The 19603-nt window shown below is 69.3% G+C and carries 15 protein-coding genes and 1 pseudogene; 1 reads left to right on the top strand and 15 read right to left on the bottom strand.

From position 1 onward, the window contains the following. Positions 1–16 precede the first annotated feature (16 nt). Complete coding sequence (locus AB0J72_RS03015; protein ID WP_363393736.1) at positions 17–2143, top strand: PhoX family phosphatase; 2127 nt, start codon at positions 17–19, stop codon at positions 2141–2143. A 51-nt stretch (positions 2144–2194) separates the two neighbouring features. On the opposite strand, the gene AB0J72_RS03010 is transcribed toward AB0J72_RS03015, so the two are convergent. The 15 genes and pseudogenes from AB0J72_RS03010 to AB0J72_RS02940 form a co-directional block, all read right to left on the bottom strand. Next, positions 2195–2974, bottom strand: coding sequence for an IclR family transcriptional regulator C-terminal domain-containing protein (locus tag AB0J72_RS03010; RefSeq protein ID WP_344509037.1), 780 nt, complete (start codon positions 2972–2974; stop codon positions 2195–2197). A gap of 404 nt (positions 2975–3378) precedes the next feature. Then, positions 3379–4341 carry a polyprenyl synthetase family protein gene (locus AB0J72_RS03005; RefSeq protein ID WP_363393734.1) on the bottom strand — a complete coding sequence of 321 codons (963 nt, stop codon included), beginning with the start codon at positions 4339–4341 and terminating at the stop codon, positions 3379–3381. 163 nt (positions 4342–4504) lie between these two features. After that, positions 4505–6040, bottom strand: coding sequence for an NADH-quinone oxidoreductase subunit NuoN (gene nuoN / locus AB0J72_RS03000; RefSeq protein ID WP_363393732.1), 1536 nt, complete (start codon positions 6038–6040; stop codon positions 4505–4507). Further along, positions 6037–7566, bottom strand: a complete 1530-nt coding sequence (locus tag AB0J72_RS02995; protein WP_363393730.1) for an NADH-quinone oxidoreductase subunit M — start codon at positions 7564–7566, stop codon at positions 6037–6039. Before AB0J72_RS02995 ends, nuoN begins: the two co-directional genes overlap by 4 nt. Continuing rightward, positions 7563–9473 carry an NADH-quinone oxidoreductase subunit L gene (gene nuoL, locus AB0J72_RS02990; RefSeq protein WP_363393728.1) on the bottom strand — a complete coding sequence of 637 codons (1911 nt, stop codon included), beginning with the start codon at positions 9471–9473 and terminating at the stop codon, positions 7563–7565. The genes AB0J72_RS02995 and nuoL overlap by 4 nt, the downstream gene beginning before the upstream one ends. A 10-nt stretch (positions 9474–9483) precedes the next feature. Beyond that, complete coding sequence (gene nuoK / locus AB0J72_RS02985) at positions 9484–9783, bottom strand: NADH-quinone oxidoreductase subunit NuoK (RefSeq protein WP_344509027.1); 300 nt, start codon at positions 9781–9783, stop codon at positions 9484–9486. Next, a complete protein-coding gene (locus tag AB0J72_RS02980; RefSeq protein ID WP_363393725.1) occupies positions 9780–10553 on the bottom strand; it encodes an NADH-quinone oxidoreductase subunit J in 774 nt (257 codons plus the stop codon). Before AB0J72_RS02980 ends, nuoK begins: the two co-directional genes overlap by 4 nt. Next, positions 10550–11098 (bottom strand): NADH-quinone oxidoreductase subunit NuoI, encoded by a 549-nt coding sequence (nuoI, locus tag AB0J72_RS02975; protein WP_360564074.1) that lies wholly within the window; start codon positions 11096–11098, stop codon positions 10550–10552. The genes AB0J72_RS02980 and nuoI overlap by 4 nt, the downstream gene beginning before the upstream one ends. A 6-nt stretch (positions 11099–11104) precedes the next feature. Then, positions 11105–12451, bottom strand: coding sequence for an NADH-quinone oxidoreductase subunit NuoH (gene nuoH, locus AB0J72_RS02970; RefSeq protein ID WP_363393723.1), 1347 nt, complete (start codon positions 12449–12451; stop codon positions 11105–11107). Further along, complete coding sequence (locus AB0J72_RS02965; protein WP_363393721.1) at positions 12448–14907, bottom strand: NADH-quinone oxidoreductase subunit G; 2460 nt, start codon at positions 14905–14907, stop codon at positions 12448–12450. The genes nuoH and AB0J72_RS02965 overlap by 4 nt, the downstream gene beginning before the upstream one ends. Next, positions 14907–16223, bottom strand: coding sequence for an NADH-quinone oxidoreductase subunit NuoF (gene nuoF / locus AB0J72_RS02960; RefSeq protein ID WP_363393960.1), 1317 nt, complete (start codon positions 16221–16223; stop codon positions 14907–14909). The genes AB0J72_RS02965 and nuoF overlap by 1 nt, the downstream gene beginning before the upstream one ends. 11 nt (positions 16224–16234) lie before the next feature. Further along, positions 16235–16924 (bottom strand): annotated as a pseudogene (gene nuoE, locus AB0J72_RS02955) (NADH-quinone oxidoreductase subunit NuoE); the annotation flags it as partial. Next, complete coding sequence (locus tag AB0J72_RS02950; RefSeq protein ID WP_363393719.1) at positions 16924–18240, bottom strand: NADH-quinone oxidoreductase subunit D; 1317 nt, start codon at positions 18238–18240, stop codon at positions 16924–16926. The gene AB0J72_RS02950 and the pseudogene nuoE, both read right to left, overlap by 1 nt. Next, a complete protein-coding gene (locus tag AB0J72_RS02945; RefSeq protein WP_363393717.1) occupies positions 18237–18935 on the bottom strand; it encodes an NADH-quinone oxidoreductase subunit C in 699 nt (232 codons plus the stop codon). Before AB0J72_RS02945 ends, AB0J72_RS02950 begins: the two co-directional genes overlap by 4 nt. Continuing rightward, positions 18932–19603, bottom strand: coding sequence for an NADH-quinone oxidoreductase subunit B (locus AB0J72_RS02940; RefSeq protein WP_033363264.1), 672 nt, complete (start codon positions 19601–19603; stop codon positions 18932–18934). The genes AB0J72_RS02945 and AB0J72_RS02940 overlap by 4 nt, the downstream gene beginning before the upstream one ends.

Genomic DNA, 19603 nt, shown 5'->3' with positions numbered 1-19603 from the left:
GGATCAGGAGCCCGTAATGTCGGATACCCATCGCCGGCCGTTACCGTTCATCGGCGCGGCCAACGTGACGCACGGCGGCCGTGACCGCATGACCTGCCTGTACCGCTGCGGCAACGCCTGCGAGCACCCGGTGCCGAACCAGTCCGACAACCCGTACTTCACCGACCAGGTGAACGCCGTGTCGCGGCGCGGCGTCATGCGCGCCGGTGCGCTGGTGCTGGGCCTGGCCGGGGCGGGCGCCGCCGCCGGGACGCCCGCGTTCGCCGCGCCGGCCGGGGAGGCCGTCGAGCCTGACGTGGTGGTGCCCGAGGTCGACACGTTCGCGGCGAAGAGCCCCGAGCCGTCGCAGCTGACGTTCAAGGCGGTCACGCCAAACCAGGTCGACGGCATCGTCGTCCCCAACGGGTACGACCACGCCGTCGTCATCAAGTGGGGCGACGAGGTCGTGCCGGGCGCGCCGCGGTTCAACGTCGCGAAGCAGTCCGCCGACGCGCAGTCGAAGCAGTTCGGCTACAACAACGACTTCGTCGCGGTGCTGCCGCTGGACCGCCGGGGCGAGCGGGCGCTGCTCGTGTGCAACCACGAGTACACCAACGAAGACCTGATGTTCCCGAACTTCCCGGGCATCGACGGGCTGTCGGTCGAGCAGCTGCGCACCGCGATGGCGGCGCACGGCATGTCGGTCGTCGAGCTGGAGCGGGTCGGCGACTCGGGTCGCTGGACCCCGGTGTCGCGCGGGTGGCGGCGGTACAACCGCCGGATCACCGCACTGGCGACGCACTTCAAGATGACGGGCCCCGCGGCCGGCCACGCCCTGCTGAAGACCGCGGCGGACCCGTCGGGCCGCGACGTCATCGGCACGCTCAACAACTGCGCCGGCGGCGTGACCCCGTGGGGCACGATCCTGTCGGGCGAGGAGAACTTCAACCAGTATTTCGTCGGCGCCGAGACCGCCGTCGAGCCGGCGAAGACCCGGTTCAACCGGTACGGCATCGACACGGTCAACCACTACCCGTCGGGCAGCCGCAAGTGGGACCGCGCCGACGCCCGCTTCGACCTGACGAAGAACCCGAACGAGGCCAACCGCTTCGGCTGGGTCGTCGAGATCGACCCGTTCACGCCGGGCTCCACCCCGCGCAAGCACACCGCGCTGGGCCGCGTGAAGCACGAGGGCGCCAACATCATCATCGCCAAGAACGGCAAGGCCGTGGCGTACATGGGCGACGACGAGCGCTTCGACTACCTGTACAAGTTCGTGTCGGACAAGAAGTTCGACAGCGGGAAGTCCTACTTCGCCCGCCGGCACAACCTGACGCTGCTGGAGTCGGGTTCGCTGTACGTGGCGAAGCTCGGCTTCACGTCGGCGGCGGAGATCGACGGCAGTGGCAAGCTGCCCGCCGACGGCGCGTTCAACGGCACCGGCGAGTGGGTCGCGCTGGTCAAGGACGGCAAGTCGCAGGTCCCCGGCATGTCGGTCGAGGAGGTGCTGATCTTCACGCGCCTCGCGGGTGACGCGGTCGGCGCGACCAAGATGGACCGCCCCGAGGACGTCGAGCCCAACCCGAAGACCGGCAAGATCTACGTCGCGCTGACGAACAACACCGCGCGCGGCCCGGCCGGCAAGGCGCCCGCCGACGAGGCGAACCCGCGCACGAACAACAAGCACGGCCACATCTTCGAGATCACCGAGGACAAGGACGACCACACGGGCACGACGTTCACCTGGACGATCCCGATCGTCTGCGGCGACCCGAAGGACCCGGCCACCTACTTCATGGGCTTCGACAAGGCCCAGGTGTCGCCGATCTCCTGCCCCGACAACGTCGCGTTCGACGGCGCCGGCAACCTGTGGATCTCCACGGACGGCAACGCGCTCGGCACCAACGACGGCCTGTTCGCTGTGCCGCTCGAGGGCCCGGAGAAGGGCCACCTGAAGCAGTTCCTGACGGTGCCCTACGGCGCCGAGACCTGCGGCCCGTGGATCCACGGCGACAACAAGAGCGCGTTCGTCGCGGTGCAGCACCCAGGCGAGATCACCGGCGCCTCGATCGAGAAGCCGGCGTCGAACTGGCCCGACGGCGACTTCGCCAAGCCGGGCGTCGCGGTGGCGTGGCGGGTGGACGGCCGCAACATCGGCGTCTGAGCCGCATCTCCATGGCGGGTGTCTCCCCTGTACGAGGGGGAGGCACCCGCTTCACTGTTCGGCCAGGACCGTCGCCAGGTGGTGCGCGGTGGCCAGCAGGCGGGTCCGCACGACCTTCGCCGAGGACATCAGCTCGGCGGGCGGCAGCGCGCACGCCAGCACGACCCGGCGGTCGGGGTCGCGGTCGTTGACGACCATGACGGCCGCGCAGGCGAGGCCCTGGCGGAACTGGCCGATCTCGATCTGCATGCCGCGGCGGTCGCCGGCGGCGAGGTCGGAGTCCAGCGCCTCGGGCGAGGTCAGCGTCGCCGAGGTGTAGGCGCGCATCCCGTACTCCTTCAGGAACCGCCACCGCTGGTCGGCGCTCATCGTCGCGAGCAGCGCCTTGCCCAGCGCGGTCGCGTGCGCGGCCTCGTCGTAGCCGGGCACCAGGTCGTCGAGCGGCGGCGTCCGCGGGCCCTCGGCCGCGGCCGTCACGGCGATCCTGCCGCCGATGAAGCGCCCCAGGTAGTGGCTGTACCCCGTCTCGGCGGCGGCGCGGCGCAGCCGGTCCGTGACGGCGCTGGGCCCCCGGAACGCGAGCACCAGCTCCCGGTAGCGGTCGGCGATCTCCAGGCCGACCACGTAGGTGCCGTTTTCGCGGCGGATCACGTAGCCCTCGTACGCGAGGGTGCGCACCAGGTGATAGGTAGTAGCGACCGTGAAGTCACACCGCCTGGCGATCTGCTTCACGGTGAGGCCGCGTGGTGACTGACCCACGGCCTCCAAGACTCGTAGTGCCCTCGAAACGCTCCGGATGAGGTCCGAGGGTTCGGCCTGTGGATCCCGCACCGCCGCCCTCCCCAGCCGCAGCAGTAACTGGATTCACACCATATGAAACTGGAGCGGGTCCAGGGAACACTTTGATCATTTCTGGAGCCATGTCAGGGAATCCGGCGGCTCTACACATAGCGATGAATGGCCCATTCTGGACATAGGTCATGTGCAGTCATGCTGTCGACACGCCGTGTAGCGTGAGTAATGCTCAGGCTGCGCCCATGGCATCTGTGGAAGTAATGGGTGCTCGCTTGAGTAACCGTCGCGCGAGTTCCGCCAAGCCGCTCCTGGCTGTCATCACGCCGTTGCGAGTTGTTGCGGGGGCAGGTACCAGCGCCAGGTCGCTATGAGCAATATGGCCGGGCATGCCGAAGCCCCGGTGCGGTCGTCGTGACCGCCGCCGGGGCTTCGGAAGAGGATCAGTTGGTGCGGTCGGCGATGAAGTCGCAGAGCGACTCGAGGGCCGCCCGCGCCGGCACGTGCGGCAGCGGGGCCAGGGACGCCCGTGCGCGGTCGGCATAGCCGCGGACGGTCTCGCGGGCCTGCTTCAGCGCCGCGGACTCCCGGAGCAGCCCCAGGGCCTCCGCGTGCAGCGCGTCGTCGGTGACCGGCCCGGCGGACAGGATCTCGCGGAGGCGGATCGACGTGGCGTCGCCGTCGCCGGAGGCCAGCGCGTAGAGCACCGGCAGGGTCGGCACGCCCTCGCGGAGGTCGGTGCCGGGCGTCTTGCCCGACTGGGTGCTCTCGCTGGCGATGTCGATCAGGTCGTCGGACAGCTGGAAGGCGATGCCGAAGGTCTCCGCGAAGGTCGCGAGCGCCTCGATCTCCTCCTCGCTGCAGCCGCCGAACATGCCGCCGAAGCGGGCGCTGGTCGAGATCAGCGAGCCGGTCTTCTGCGAGATGACCCGCAGGTAGTGCGAGATCGCGTCCTCGCCGTGCATCGGGCCGGCGGTCTCGGCGACCTGGCCGTGCACGAGGCGGGAGAACGTGCTCGACTGGATCTTGACCGCCTCGAGGCCGAGCTCGGTGGCGCACGCGGCGGCACGGGCGAAGAGGTAGTCGCCGATCAGGATCGCCAGCGAGTTGCCCCAGCGCGAGTTCGCGCTGGGCGCGCCGCGGCGCACGTCCGCCTCGTCCATGACATCGTCGTGGTAGAGCGTGGCGAGGTGGGTCAGCTCGACCACCGCGCCGGCCATCACGACGTCGCGCGAGCTCGGGTCGCCGAAGTGCGCGGCGAGCGCCACGAGCAGCGGGCGGAAGCGCTTGCCGCCCGCGTTGACCAGGTGGCGGGCCGCCTCGGTCACCAGCGGGTTGGCGCTGTCGACGGAGTCGATCAGCACTGTCTCGACGTCCTTGAGGATCGCCATGACGCTGCTTTCCAACGCCGGATCGGCGAAAGTCAGGCCGACAGACGCACCCGATTGCACGGTTCCCGTACTCACCACAGCTCCAACGATGCCATAGCCTGTCCGATCAGCTTGCGTCGCCCTTCATACAGCGACGTCCCCACGTGGTTGGCCACGGGGGACGTCACGGTGTGCGGGGCTATTTTCCGAAGAATGCCCCGGCGTGCTCGGTCGCATCGAGCAGCACGCTCGGGGCGACACCAAGCACCAAGGTCGCGACGGTCCCGATGACCAGCGCCGCTGCCGTCATCGCGCCCGGGATCGACACCGCAGGGGTGGTCTCGCCCGGCTCCGACAGCCACATCATGACGACCACCCGCAGATAGGGGAAGGCCAGAATGGCGCTGCTCACCACGCCGGCGATCACCAGCCACGTCTGGCCGGCGTCGATGGCGGAGGCGAAGACGCCGAACTTTGCGGTGAAACCGCTGGTCAGCGGCAGACCGGCGAAGGCCAGCAGGATGAACGTGAAGAGCGTCGCATACAGCGGCGAACGCTTCCCGAGCCCGGCCCAGCGGGACAGGTGGGTCGCCTCGCCGTCGGCGTCGCGGACCAGGGTCACCACGGCGAACGCGGCGAGCACCGTGAAGCCGTAGGCGACCAGGTAGAACATCGAGCTGGAGACGCCCTTGCTGAACGCGAGGACACCGACGAGCAGGTAGCCGGCGTTGGCGATCGAGGAGTAGGCGAGCAGGCGCTTGATGTCGGTCTGCGTGACGGCCAGGATCGCGCCGACGAGCATCGTGATGACCGCCACGGTGCCGAGCACGTCCTGCAGCGCCCACTCGGTGCGGGAGAAGCCGACGTTGACCAGCCGCAGCAGACCGCCGAACGCGGCCACCTTGGTGCAGGCCGCCATGAGCGCGGTGACCGGGGTCGGCGCGCCCTGGTAGACGTCCGGGGTCCACACGTGGAACGGGACCGCGGCGGCCTTGAAGAGCAGGCCGATCGACAGCATCGCCAGGCCGATGTAGAGCAGGATGTCGTCGTTGGCGGAGTTCTGGATCGCGGTGTCGATCGCCTTGAAGTCGACCTGGCCGGCGTACCCGTAGATCAGCGCGATGCCGAAGAGGAAGAACGCCGAGGCGAACGAGCCGAGCAGGAAGTACTTGAGCGCGGCCTCCTGCGAGAGCAGCCGCCGGCGGCGGGCGAGGGCGCACAGCAGGTACAGCGGCAGCGAGAAGACCTCGAGCGCCACGAACATGACCAGCAGGTCGTTGGCGGTGCAGAAGAGCAGCATGCCGCCGAACGCGAACATCGCCAGCGGGAAGACCTCGGTGGCGCCGGCGGTGCGGGTGGCCTGGTCGCGGTCGGCGTCCGTGTTGGCGGTCACCGCGGCCTGCGCGACGAACGCGCCGCCGGTCTCCAGCGTCCGCTCCCCGATCAGCAGCAGCGACACGATGCCGAGGACGATCACCGACGCCGACAGGAACAGGCCCGGCTTGTCGATGGCGACCGCGGTGTGCGCCGTGAGCACCTCCTTGCTGCCCTGGTTGATCACCATGACGAGCGCGGCGACCATGCCGAGCAGCGACAGCGAGAGCTGCACGGTGTGCCGGAACCGCCGCGGCACGAAGCCCTCGACGAGCACGCCGACGCACGCGACGCCGAAGAGGATCAGCATCGGCGACAGGGCCGCGTAGTCCAGGTGCGGCAGTTGGAGTTTGTCGTTCACTTGCCGGCCTCCACGGTGCCTGCGGTGGCTTTCGGGTCGGTGACGTGCATGTCCGTCATCGTCGCCTTGATCGCCGGGTTGATCACGTCGATGACCGGCTTCGGGTAGAAGCCGAGCACCAGGATCAGCACGATCAGCGGCGTGACGACGACGGCCTCACGCAGCGACAGGTCGCGGCTCATCGCCTTGACCTCGAGCAGCTTCGGGTTCGTGGTGCCCTGCGTGGTGCGCTGGATCATCCAGAGCACGTAGCCGGCGGCCAGGATGATGCCGGCGGTGGCGATGACGGCCACCGTCTTGTTCACCGTGAACGTGCCGATCAGCACCAGGAACTCGGAGACGAACGGCGAGGTGCCGGGCAGTGCGAGCGAGGCGAGACCGGCGATGAAGAACACGCCGGCGAGGACCGGCACGAGCTTGCCGGCGCCGCCGAAGTCGCTCACCAGGGCGCTGCCGCGCCGGCTGACCAGCATGCCGACGACCAGGAAGAGCAGGCCGGTCGCGAGGCCGTGGTTGACCATGTACAGCACGGCGCCGGTGCCCGCCTGGGTGGTGAAGGCGAAGATGCCGATGCCGATGAAGCCGAAGTGGGCGATCGACGTGTAGGAGACCAGCCGCTTCAGGTCCTGCTGACCGATCGCCACCAGCGCGCCGTACACGATGCCGACCAGCGCGAGCGTCAGCCCCAGCCAGGCGAAGTACTTCGAGGCGTTGGGGAACAGCGGCAGGCAGTAGCGCAGGATGCCGAACGTGCCGACCTTGTCCATGACGCCGACGAGCAGCGCCGCCGAGCCGGCCTGCGCGGCGCCACCGGCGTCGGGCAGCCAGGTGTGGAACGGGAAGAACGGCGCCTTGATCGCGAACGCGAGGAAGAAGCCGAGGAACAGCCACCGCTCGGCGGTGACGCTGAAGTCCGCGGACACCAGCGTCTGCCAGTCGAAGGTGTGCCCGCCCAGCACCCACAGCCCGACCACGGCGGCGAGCATGAACAGGCCGCCGACGAGGGAGTACAGGAAGAACTTGACGGCCGCGTACTGCTTCTGGTGCCCGCCGTAGGAGCCGATGAGGAAGTACATCGGCACGAGCATGACCTCGAAGAACACGTAGAACAGGAACACGTCCTGCGCGGCGAAGACGCCGATCATCGTGGCTTCGAGGGCCAGCAGCAGCGCGAAGTACGCCGGCACCGACCGCTTGCTCTTGTCGGCGTCGTGCCAGGACGCGAGCACGACCAGCGGCACCAGCAGCGCGATCAGCGCGATCATCACCAGGGCGATGCCGTCGACCGCGAACGTGAACTTGGCGCCCCACTGCGGGATCCAGGTGTACGACTCGCGGAACTGGAACCGGTCGCCGTTGGGCTTGAACTGCAGCCACAGCCCGACGGTCAGCGCCAGGATCAGCAGCGACCAGCCGAACGCGGCGCGCTTGGCCAGCTCCGGCTTGTCCTTCGGCAGGAACGCGATCCCGGCGGCGCCGACGAGCGGCGCGACCGTGAGCACGGTCAGGTACGGAAAGGAGCTCATCCGAACGTCACCGCCAGCATGGCGGCCACCACGAGCACCGCGCCTCCAAGGATGGACAGGGCATAGGAGCGCACGAAACCGGTCTGCGCCCGGCGGAGCCGGCCGGAGCCGCCGCCCACACCCGCGGCGAGGCCGTTGACCAGCCCGTCGATGCCACGGTTGTCGAGGTAGACCAGCGCGCGGGTCAGGTAGCGGCCGGGCGCCTCGAAGACCGCCTCGTTGAACGAGTCGGTGTAGAGGTTCTTGCGGGCCGCGGTGACCAGCGGTCCGGCCGGCTCCTCCTGCAGGGCGGTGCCCTTGTTGAACAGCGCGATGGCCAGGCCGGCGCCGGCGAACGTCATCACGAGCGACAGGACGGTGATGAGCAGGTGGCTCATGACCGGCTCGTGCTCGGCGTGCTCGCTGCCGTAGACCGGGGTCAGCCAGTCGGGCACCGAGGTCGACAGCAGGTAACCGGCCGCGACCGACCCGATCGCCAGCAGGATCAGCGGGATCGTCATGATCTTCGGCGACTCGTGCGGGTGCCGGATGTCGTCGGTCCACCGCTCCGGGCCGTGGAACGTCAGCCAGAAGAGCCGGGTCATGTAGAACGCGGTCAGCCCGGCGCCCAGCAGGGCCGCGCCGCCGAACAGCCAGGCGGTCCAGCCCTCGCGCTCGAACGCCGCGACGATGATCGGCTCCTTGGAGAAGAAGCCGGACAGGCCGGGGAAGCCGATGATGGCCAGCCAGCCTAGGCCGAACGTGACCCAGGTGATCTTCATGTACTTCCACAGCCCGCCGAAGCGGCGGATGTCGGTCTGGTCGTGCATGCCGTGCATGACCGAACCGGCGCCGAGGAACATTCCCGCCTTGAAGAAGCCGTGCGCGAGCAGGTGGATCAGGGCGAGCGCGTAGGCGGCGCCGCCGAGCCCGACACCCAGGAACATGTAGCCGATCTGGCTGACCGTCGACCAGGCGAGGACCCGCTTGATGTCGTCCTTGGCGGTGCCGATGATGCAGCCCATCAGCAGCGTCAGCGCGCCGACCGCGACCACGACCGTCTGCGCCGTGGAGTTGGCGTCGAAGATCGGGTGCGACCGGGCGACCAGGTAGACGCCGGCGGTGACCATCGTGGCGGCGTGGATGAGCGCCGACACCGGGGTCGGGCCCTCCATGGCGTCCGGGAGCCAGGCCTGCAGCGGGAACTGGCCGGACTTGCCGGCCGCGCCGAGCAGCAGCAGGAGCGCCATGGTCAGGACCACGCCGTTGCTGAGCTTGCCGACGCCGTTGAAGACCTCGGCGTAGTCGACCGTGCCGAGGTAGGCGAACATCATGAAGATGGCGATCGCGAAACCGGCGTCACCGACGCGGTTCATCAGGAACGCCTTCTTACCGGCGGTCGCCGCGCTCGGGCGCAGGTACCAGAACGAGATCAGCAGGTAGGACGCGAGACCGACGCCCTCCCAGCCGAAGTAGAGCATCACGTAGTTGTTGCCGAGGACCAGCAGCAGCATCGCCGCGACGAACAGGTTGAAGTAGCCGAAGAACTTCCGGCGACCCGGGTCGTGGTCCATGTAACCCACCGCGTACAGGTGGATCAGCGAACCGACGCCCGTGATCAGCAGGACGAACATCGCCGACAACGGGTCGAACAGCAGACCCAGCTCGACCTTGAAGTCCCCGACGCCGATGTAGTCCCACAGCTTCAGCTCGACGCCGCTGCGGTTCTCCAGCCCGCGGAGCGTGAAGAAGTAGGTCAGTCCCAGCACGAAGGACGTGGCGACGCTGAGCACGCCGAGCCAGTGTCCCCAACGGTCGGCGCGCTTGCCGAGCAGCAGCAGCACCGCCGCGCTCGCCAGCGGGATCGCGACGAGCAGCCAGAACGAGCCCAGCCACCCGGACGCCGCCGTGTAGGCGATTTGTTCCACAACCCGCTCCCTAGTACTTCAGCAGGTTCGCGTCGTCGACGCTTGCGGAGCGTCGAGTCCGGAAGATCGACATGATGATCGCCAGGCCGACGACGACCTCGGCCGCCGCGACGACCATGACGAAGAACGCCATGATCTGGCCGTCGAGCGAGCCGTTGATCCGGCTGAACGTGACCAGCGCGAGGTTGGCCGCGTTGAGCATGAGCTCGATGCACATGAACAGCACGATGGCGTTGCGCCGGATGAGCACACCCACCGCGCCGATCGTGAACAGGATCGACGCCAGGACGATGTAGTACGTCGGTGTCACTTCTCGGTCCCCTTCGGTGCGACGTCTGCCGACGTCAACTCCCGGGTCGGGAGGATCTTGGAGATGCTGCGGTCCGACGGGGTGCCGTCGGGCAGCCGCGCGGGCGTCGCCACCGAGTCGGAGGTGGAGAACACGCCCGGGCCGGGCTTCGGCGCGGGGTAGTTGCCCGGCCGGAACCGGGCGAGCATCCGCTCCGGCTGGCTGACCTTGTCTTCCTTGCGCTTCTCGATGTGCGCCAGGATCATCGCGCCCACCGCCGCCGTGATCAGCAGCGCCGAGGTCACCTCGAAGACGAACACGTACTTGGTGAAGATGAGGCTGGCCAGGCCGGTCACGTTGCCGGCCGCGTTCGCCTCGGCCAGCCCCTTCGGGGCGCTCCCGCCGAGCGCGCGGTACAGCCCCATGCCCATCAGCAGGGCCAGCCCGACGCCGAGCAGGATCGCCACCATCCGCTGGCCGCGCAACGTCTCGATCAGCGAGTCCGAGGAGTCGCGGCCGACGAGCATCAGCACGAACAGGAACAGCATCATGATGGCGCCGGTGTAGACGATGATCTGCACCATGCCGATGAACGGGCCGGCCTGCAGGACGTAGAACACGCCCAGGCACAGCATCGTGATCACCAGGAACAGCGCGGAGTGCACCGCGTTGCGCGCCCAGACCATGCCGATGGCGCCGAGGACCGCGATCGGGGCGAGGATCCAGAAGGTGGCGGCCTCGCCGCCCTTCACGTCACCCGCGGCGGCCAGCAGCTCGAGGGAGTAGTTCACGCCTGACCCCCCTTGTAGTGCTCGGCACCCGCGGACGTGCCGGGGTTGTCGAGCGCGCCGACGTAGTAGTCCTTCTCGGTGTCACCGAGACGCATGTCGTGCGGCGGGCGCTCCATGCCCGGCAGCAGCGGCGCGAGCAGCATCTCCTTGGTGAAGATGAGGTCGCGCCGGTTGTCCCGGGCCAGCTCGTACTCGTTGCTCATGGTCAGCGAGCGGGTCGGGCAGGCCTCGATGCACAGGCCGCAGAAGATGCAGCGGGCGTAGTTGATCTGGTACGTCTGGGCGTACCGCTCACCGGGCGAGAAGCGCTCGTCCTCGGTGTTGTCGGCGCCCTCGACGAAGATCGCGTCCGCGGGGCAGGCCCACGCGCACAGCTCGCAGCCGATGCATTTCTCCAGGCCGTCCGGCCACCGGTTGAGGATGTGCCGTCCGTGGTACCGCGGGGCCGGAGGCTTGCGCTGCTCCGGGTACTCCTCGGTGACCACCTTCTTGAACATGTGCGAGAAGGTGACCCCGAAGCCCTTGAGAGTTCCACCAATGCTCATGTGCCGTCAGCTCTCCTTGCCGGTCGAGACGGGCTCCCGCTCGACGATCACGCGCTTGGCCCGTGGACTCGGCGGCACCTCGAGGTTCAGCGGCGGCAAGGGGAAGCCCTTGCTGCCACCGACCCGGCCGCCCGGGTGCGCCTTCGGCATCTCGACCACCGTGACGTTGCGCCGCGACAGGGCCACCGCGACGAAGCCGAGCGCCAGGGCCGCGACGATGATCGCGACGGAGACGCCGAACTTGCTGCCGGAGCTGAGGCTGTCGGTGTTGATCGTCAGCAGGATGCCGGCGAGGGTCAGGATCCAGATCAGGTTGGCCGGGATGAGGACCTTCCAGCCGAACCGCATGAACTGGTCGTACCGCAGGCGGGGCAGCGTGCCACGCAGCCAGATGAACACGAACAGCAGCAGCAGGACCTTGATGGTGAACCAGAGGACCGGCCACCAGCCCTGGTTGGCGCCGTCCCACAGCGAGATCGGCCACGGTGCCCGCCAGCCGCCGAGGAACAGCGTCGCGCACAGGCCGGAGACGGTGACCATGTTGACGTACTCGGCGAGGAAGAACAGCGCGAACTTCAGCGACGAGTACTCGGTGTGGAAGCCACCGACGAGCTCCGACTCGGCCTCGGGGAGGTCGAACGGCGCCCGGTTCGTCTCGCCGACCGCGGCGGTGAAGTAGATCAGGAAGCTCGGCAGCAGCAGGATGACGTACCAGGCGGGCAGGTCCGCGCTCCAGCCGCCGATGTTGACGGTGCCGTTGCCGGCCTGCTGCTCCACGATCTGCGAGGTCGACATCGTGCCGGAGACCAGGAAGACCGAGACGATCGACAGGCCCATCGCGACCTCGTACGAGATCATCTGGGCGCTGGAGCGCAGGCCGCCGAGCAGCGGGTAGGTCGAGCCGGAGGCCCAGCCGCCGAGCACGACGCCGTAGATGCCCATCGACGAGCACGCCAGCACCAGCAGGACCGCCACCGGGATGTCGGTGAGCTGCAGCGGGCTGTGGTGGCCGAAGATCGACACCGTCGGGCCGAACGGGATCACCGAGAACGCGGTGAACGCGCAGATCGTGGAGATCACCGGCGCGAAGAAGAAGACCACCTTGTCCGCGAGCCGCGGCATGATGTCTTCCTTGAACGCCAGCTTCAGGCCGTCGGCGAGGGACTGCAGGAGGCCGAACGGGCCGTTGCGGTTCGGCCCTGGGCGGACCTGCATCCGGGCGACGACCTTGCGCTCGTACCAGATGGCGAAGAGCGTCATGACGACCAGGAACGCGAAGATCACGACGACCTTGGCGAGCACCAGCCACCAGGGGTCTTTGCCGAACTGGTCGAGGTTCGCGGCGAGGATCATGAGTTGGTACCCCCAGTGCTGATCTCGACCAGCGCACCTTCGGCCACGCCGAGCGTGCGCCGCAGGGTCGAGCCGGGCGAGTTCGTCGGGACCCAGACGACGCGATCGGCCATGTCGGTGACCAGCGCCGGCAGGGTGATCGCGCCCCGTGCCGTGCCGACCGTCACCGGGTCACCGTCGGCGACCCCGAGGTCGGCGGCGGTGCTCTTGGAGATCCGCGCGACCGGTGTGCGGGCGGTCCCGGCCAGGTGGCCGTCGCCGTCCTGCAGCGAGCCGCTGTCGATCAGGTGGTGCCAGGACGCCAGGATCGCCTGTCCGCCGGCCGGCGTGGCGGCCACACCCGCGGCCACCGTCGGCACCTCGGCCCGGACGCTGGCGCGCAGCGCGGCGCCGGCCGTGGCGGTGCCCGGCAGCGGCAGCTCCGCGAGCGTGGCGAGCTGCGCCCGCGCCGCATCGACGTCGCCGACACCCAGCTCGATGCCCAGCTCACGGCCGAGCGCGTCCAGCACGCGGGCGTCGCTCATCGCGGCGGTCTTCAGCACCGTGCCGAACGGCCGGACCCGGCCTTCCCAGTTGACGTAGGAGCCGCTCTTCTCGACCGCCGGGGCGATCGGCAGGACCACGTCGGCGCGCTTGGCGACGGCGCTGAGCCGCAGCTCCAGGCTGACCACGAACCCGACCGCGTCGAGCGCCTCCTCGGCCGCCCGCGGGTCGGCCAGGTCGCCCGGGTCGACGCCGCCGACGAGCAGGCCGCCGAGCTGGCCGGCCTTCGCGGCGGCGATGATCGCGTCGGTGTCCCGTCCCGACGCGCTGGGCAGGACGCCCGCGTCGAGCTGCCATGCGACGGCGACCTCGCTGCGCGCGGCCGGGTCGTACACCGGACGGCCACCCGGCAGGAGGGTCGGCAGCGCGCCGGCCTCCACCGCGCCGCGGTCACCCGCGCGCCGTGGCACCCAGGCGAGCTTGGCGCCGGTCTCCACGGCGATCCGCGCCGCGGCGGACAGGCCGCCCTCGACGCTCGCCAGCCGCTCGCCGACGAACAGGATCGCGCCCTCGGCCGACAGCGCCTCGCGCAGCTGCTCGGACCCGCCGAGCACCTCCGCCTCGGCGCCCGGCGCGGTGAGCAGGACGGTCGCGCCGAGCTTCTCGAACCCGCGGCTGACGAACGGGGCGACCGCGTAGCTGGCCAGCCCCCGCTTCAGGTAGGTCTTGCGGGCCCGCAGGTAGATGATCGGGCACTCTTCCTCGGGCTCCAGCCCGACGAAGACGACCGCGCCGGCGCGCTCGATGTCGGCGTACGTGACGTCGACCTGGCCGGCCACCGACGAGCCGAGGAACTCGGTCTCCTCCATGGACAGCGGGCGGGCCCGGAAGTCGATGTCGTTGGTGCCGAGGGCGACCCGGGCGAACTTCGAGTACGCGAACGCGTCCTCGACCGTCAGCCGGCCGCCGGTCAGGACGCCGACGCCGCCGTTGTCCTTCGCGGCGGCGAGCCCGGCGGCCGCGACCGTGAGGGCCTCGGGCCAGCTCGCCTCGCGCAGCTCACCGGTCTTCGCGTCGCGCACCAGCGGCTTGGTCAGCCGGTCGTTGGCGTTGGTGTACTGGAACGCGAAGCGGCCCTTGTCGCAGTTCCACTCCTCGTTGACCGCCGGGTCGTCGCCCGCCAGGCGGCGCATGACCTTGCCGCGGCGGTGGTCGGCCCGCTGGTCGCAGCCGGCCGCGCAGTGCTCGCACGCGTTCGGCGTGGAGACCAGGTCGAACGGCCGGGCCCGGAAGCGGTACTGCGCGCTGGTGAGCGCGCCGACCGGGCAGATCTGGATCGTGTTGCCGGAGAAGTACGAGTTGAACGGCGCGTCGTCCTCGGGCGACTCGGGGTTGCCCCGGAAGACGCCGATCTGCTCGTTGGACGAGCGCTCCATGAGGTCGATGAACTTGTCGCCGGCGATCTCGTCGGAGAACCGGGTGCAGCGCTGGCACAGCACGCACCGCTCGCGGTCGAGCAGCACCTGGGTGCTGATCGGCAGCGGCTTCGGGTACTCCCGCTTGTGCTCGACGAACCGGCTCTCGGCCTGGCCGTTGCTCATCGCCTGGTTCTGCAGGGGGCACTCGCCGCCCTTGTCGCAGACCGGGCAGTCCAGCGGGTGGTTGATCAGGAGGAACTCCATGATGCCCTCTTGGGCCTTCTTGGCCACGTCGGAGGTCATCTGGGTGCGGACCACCATGCCCTCGGCGACCGGCTGCGTGCACGAGGCCACCGGCTTGCGCTGGCCTTCCACGTCGACCAGGCACTGGCGGCACGCGCCGGCGGGAGCCAGCAGCGGGTGGTCGCAGAAGCGGGGGATGGAGATGCCGATCTGCTCGGCGGCCCGGATGACGAGGGCGCCCTTGGGTGCCTCGACCTCGATGCCGTCGATGGTCAGCTTGACCGTCTCGACCTTCGGAACGACGTCCGTCATCAGTGGGCTCCTACCAGTTCGCCCTTGAACATCGGGGCCTTGCGGCCTTCGATGTAGTCCAGGTAGTCCTGCTTGAAGTACTTGATCGAGGACGTCACCGGGCTGGTGGCACCGTCACCGAGCGCGCAGAAGGAGCGCCCGAGGAGGTTGTCGCAGGCGTCCAGCAGGGTGTCGAGGTCCTGGTGGGTGCCCTGGCCGGCGAGGATGCGGTGCAGGATCCGCACCATCCAGTAGTTGCCCTCGCGGCACGGCGTGCACTTGCCGCAGGACTCGTGGTGGTAGAAGGCGATCCACCGGTACGTCGCGTAGACGATGTCGTCCTGGTCGGAGAAGACCTGGACGGCGGTGGTGCCGAGCATCGTGCCGACGCTCATCATGCCTTCGAAGTCCATCGGCGTGTCGAGGTGCTCGTCGGTGAGCATCGGCGTCGACGACCCGCCCGGCGTCCAGAACTTGAGCTGGTGGCCGGCCTGCATGCCGCCGGCCAGGTCGATGAGCTGCCGCAGCGTGACGCCGAGGCCGCACTCGAACTGGCCGGGGTTGTTGACCCGCCCGGAGATCGAGTAGATCTTCGGGCCGGGCGACTTCTCGGTGCCCATGCTGCGGAACCAGGCCGAGCCGCCGAGGACGATGTACGGGATGCTGGCGATCGTCTCGACGTTGTTGACGACCGTCGGCGACGCGTAGAGCCCGTGCGTCGCGGGGAACGGCGGCCGCAGCCGGGGCTGGCCGCGGTACCCCTCCAGCGAGTCCAGCAGCGCCGTCTCCTCGCCGCAGATGTACGCGCCGGCACCGCTGTGCACGACCAGGTCGAGGTCGAAGCCGCTGCCGAGGATGTTCTTGCCGAGGTACCCCTTGGCGTACGCCTGCTCGACCGCAGCACGGAGGCGGCGGGCGGAGTGGACGGCCTCGCCGCGGATGTAGATCGCGGCGAAGTTGGCCCGGATGGCGTAGGAGGCGATGATGACGCCCTCGACCAGCGCGTGCGGGTCGGCCATCATCAGCGGCAGGTCCTTGCAGGTGCCCGGCTCGCCCTCGTCGGCGTTGACCACGAGATAGTGCGGCTTGCCGTCGTTCTGCGGGATGAAGCCCCACTTCATGCCGGTGGGGAAGCCGGCGCCGCCGCGGCCGCGCAGGCCCGAGTCCTTGACCAGCTGGATCAGCTCGTCAGGGTGGGCCTTGAACGCCTTGCGCAGCGCGGTGTAGCCGTCGAGCCGCTCGTACACGTCGATCTTCCACGCGTCGGGCGAGAGCCAGCGCTTGGTCAGCACCGGCGTCAGCTTCGACAGCGACTCCTGGGAGGGCTGGTAGTCCAGCGTCACGGCTTCGCCTCCTCTTTCTTGGAGATCGGCGTTTCGGGGTCGAAGCCGGGGACCGCGATGCCGAAGCGCTCCGCGAGCCGGTTGCCGGCGAGGGTCGGCTCGCCCGCGGGGCCGTCGGCGATGACGTCGTCGCCCCGGTCGTCGGCGAAGCCGGCCAGCTGGACCGCCATCTCCTTGAGCGTGCACAGGCGAGTGCCGCGGGTCGGCTGCGGGCGCTCGCCGTTCTGCAGCTGCTTGACCAGGGTGAGCGCGCTGTCCTCGGTGATCTGGTCGAAGAACTCGTAGTTGACCGTCATCACCGGCGCGTAGTCGCAGGCGGCCAGGCACTCGGCGTGCTCGAGCGTGATCTTGCCGTCGGCGGTCGTCTCGTCGTGGTCGACACCCAGGTAGTCGCGCAGCGCCTCGTACGCCTTGTCGCCGCCCAGGACGCCGCACATGGTGTTGGTGCAGACGCTGACCAGGTAGTCGCCGGTCGGCTTGCGCTTGTACATGGTGTAGAACGTCGCGACCGCGCCGACCTGTGCCTTGGTGATGCCCAGGATCTCGGCGCAGAAGGCGATGCCCTCCGGCGAGACGTATCCCTGCTCCGACTGCACCAGGTGCAGCAGCGGCAGCAGTGCCGAGCGCGACCGGCCCTCGGGGTACCGCGCGATGATCTGCCGCGCGCGCTCGCGCGTGACCTCACTGAACGCCATTAACGATCACACCCACCCATGACGGGGTCGAGCGAGGCGCCGCCCACGATGACGTCGGCGAGCAGCCCGCCCTCGGCCATCGCCGGAATCGCCTGCAGGTTGACGAAGCTGGGCTCCCGGTAGTGCACCCGGTAAGGGCGGGTGCCGCCGTCGGAGACCGCGTGCACGCCGAGCTCGCCGCGGGGCGCCTCGATCGGCACGTACACCTGGCCGGCCGGCACCCGGAAGCCCTCGGTGACCAGCTTGAAGTGGTGGATCAGGGCCTCCATCGACTGGCCCATGATCTTCGCGACGTGGTCGAGGGAGTTGCCGAGACCGTCGCCGCCGATCGCCAGCTGCGCCGGCCACGCGATCTTCTTGTCGCCGATCATGATCGGGCCGGGCTCGAGCCGGTCCATGGCCTGCTGGACGATCCGCACCGACTGGCGCATCTCGTTGAGCCGGACCTTGTAACGGCCCCACGCGTCGCCGGTCGACTCGGTCGGGACCTCGAAGTCGTAGGTCTCGTAGCCCGCGTAGGGCTGCTGCTTGCGGATGTCCCAGCCGAGGCCCGCGGAGCGCAGCACCGGGCCGGTGATGCCCAGCGCCAGGCAGCCGGTCACGTCCAGCACGGCGACGCCCTGCGTGCGCTCTTTCCAGATCGTGTTGCCCGACAGCAGGTCCTCGTACATGTCGATGCGCTCGGGCATCCAGCCGAGGAACTCGCGGATCTTGGCCAGGGCCTCCTCGGGCACGTCCTGGGCGACGCCGCCCGGCCGCACGTAGGCCATGTTCATCCGCAGGCCGGAGATCATCTCGAAGATGTCGAGGATGTACTCCCGCTCACGGAAGCCGTAGATCATCATCGACAGCGCGCCGAGCTCCATGCCGGTCGTCGCCAGCCACACGAGGTGGGAGGCGACCCGGTTGAGCTCCATCATCAGCACGCGGATGGTCTTGGCGCGGGGCGTGATCTGGTCCTCGATGCCGAGGAGCTTCTCGACCGCCATGCAGTAGCCGGTCTCGTTGAAGATCGGCGCCAGGTAGTCCATGCGGGTGACGAACGTGGTGCCCTGCGTCCAGTTGCGGAACTCGAGGTTCTTCTCGATGCCGGTGTGCAGGTAGCCGATGACGGTCCGGGCCTCCGTGACCGTCTCACCTTCCAGCTCCAGGACCAGCCGGAGCACGCCGTGGGTCGACGGGTGCTGCGGGCCCATGTTGACGACGATGCGCTCCTCGGCGCCCGCCTCGTTGACGACCGAGTCCCAGTCGCCGCCGGTGACGGTGAAGACCCGGCCTTCCGTGGTCTCCCGGGCGCTTGCGTAATCGGTGGTCACTGGTAACTCCTCCGCTGGTCCGGCGGTGGGATCTCGGCGCCCTTGTACTCGACCGGCACGCCGCCGAGCGGGTAGTCCTTCCGCTGCGGGAAGCCCTCCCAGTCGTCGGGCATGAGGATGCGGGTCAGGTTGGGGTGGCCGTCGAAGACGATGCCGAACATGTCGTAGGTCTCCCGCTCCTGCCAGTCGGCGGTCGGGTACACCTGGGTGACGCTCGGCAGGTGGGGGTCCTCGGTCGTGACCGCGGCCTCCAGCCGGACCCGGCGGCGGAACGTCATCGAGGTCAGGTGGTAGACGGCGTGCAGCCGCCGGCCGTCGGTGCCCAGGTAGTCGACGCCTGACACCGATGACAGCAGCTCGAAGCGCAGCGCCGGGTCGTCGCGCATGATCTGGGCGACCTCGGCGATGCGCTCGGGCACGATGTGCAGCGTCAGCTCGCCGCGGTCGACGACGATCCGCTCGATCGCGTCGTTGAAGCCCGGGTAGGCCTCCTCGAGCGCGTCGACGACCTCGTCGAAGTCCCCGCCGAACGGCCGCGGCGAGTCCAGCTCGACCTCGCGGCGCCGGCGCAGACCGCCGAAGCCGGAGGTGTCGCCCGTGCCGTGCACGCCGAACATGCCCCGGCCGGCGGTGCTGGACGGGGGGAACTGCGCCGGGGCGCCGAGCTCGGCGCCGACCGGTTCTACCTCAGTCACTTCGCTCCTCCGGACAGGTTCGCCCGCTCTTCCATCCACTTCTGGATGCGCAGCTGCTCCTCGCGGCCCTGAGCGACGGCCTTGGTCCACTCGGCGCGCTTGGCCTTGTCGAACCGGTAGCTCGACGGCATCGCGCCCGGCGCCACGATCGGCGCGCCGTCGCGCTCGACCCGCGCCTCGATCATGCGGCGGCGACGGTCACCGAGCGGCTCGGCCATCACCTTGTCGTGCAGCCGCAGGATCGCGTCGATCAGCATCTCGGGCCGCGGCGGGCAGCCCGGCAGGTACATGTCGACGGGCACGATGTGATCGACGCCCTGCACGATCGCGTAGTTGTTGAACATGCCGCCGCTGGACGCGCAGACGCCCATCGAGAGCACCCAGCGGGGCTCCGGCATCTGGTCGTAGATCTGGCGCAGGACCGGGGCCATCTTCTGGCTCACCCGGCCGGCCACGATCATCAGGTCGGCCTGGCGGGGGCTGGCCCGGAAGACCTCCATGCCGAAGCGCGCCAGGTCGTAGCGGGCCGCGCCGGTCGCCATCATCTCGATGGCGCAGCAGGCCAAGCCGAACGTGGCGGGCCAGAAGCTGGCCTTGCGCGACCAGTTGACCAGCTTCTCGACGGTGGTCAGCAGAACGCCGGTCGGTACCTTTTCCTCGATGCCCAT

This window comes from Dactylosporangium sp. NPDC049742 (assembly GCF_040674675.1).
Lineage (GTDB): Bacteria > Actinomycetota > Actinomycetes > Mycobacteriales > Micromonosporaceae > Dactylosporangium > Dactylosporangium maewongense.
The sequence above is the reverse complement of the archived record's forward strand: the minus strand, read 5'-3'. Positions and strand labels throughout refer to the sequence as shown.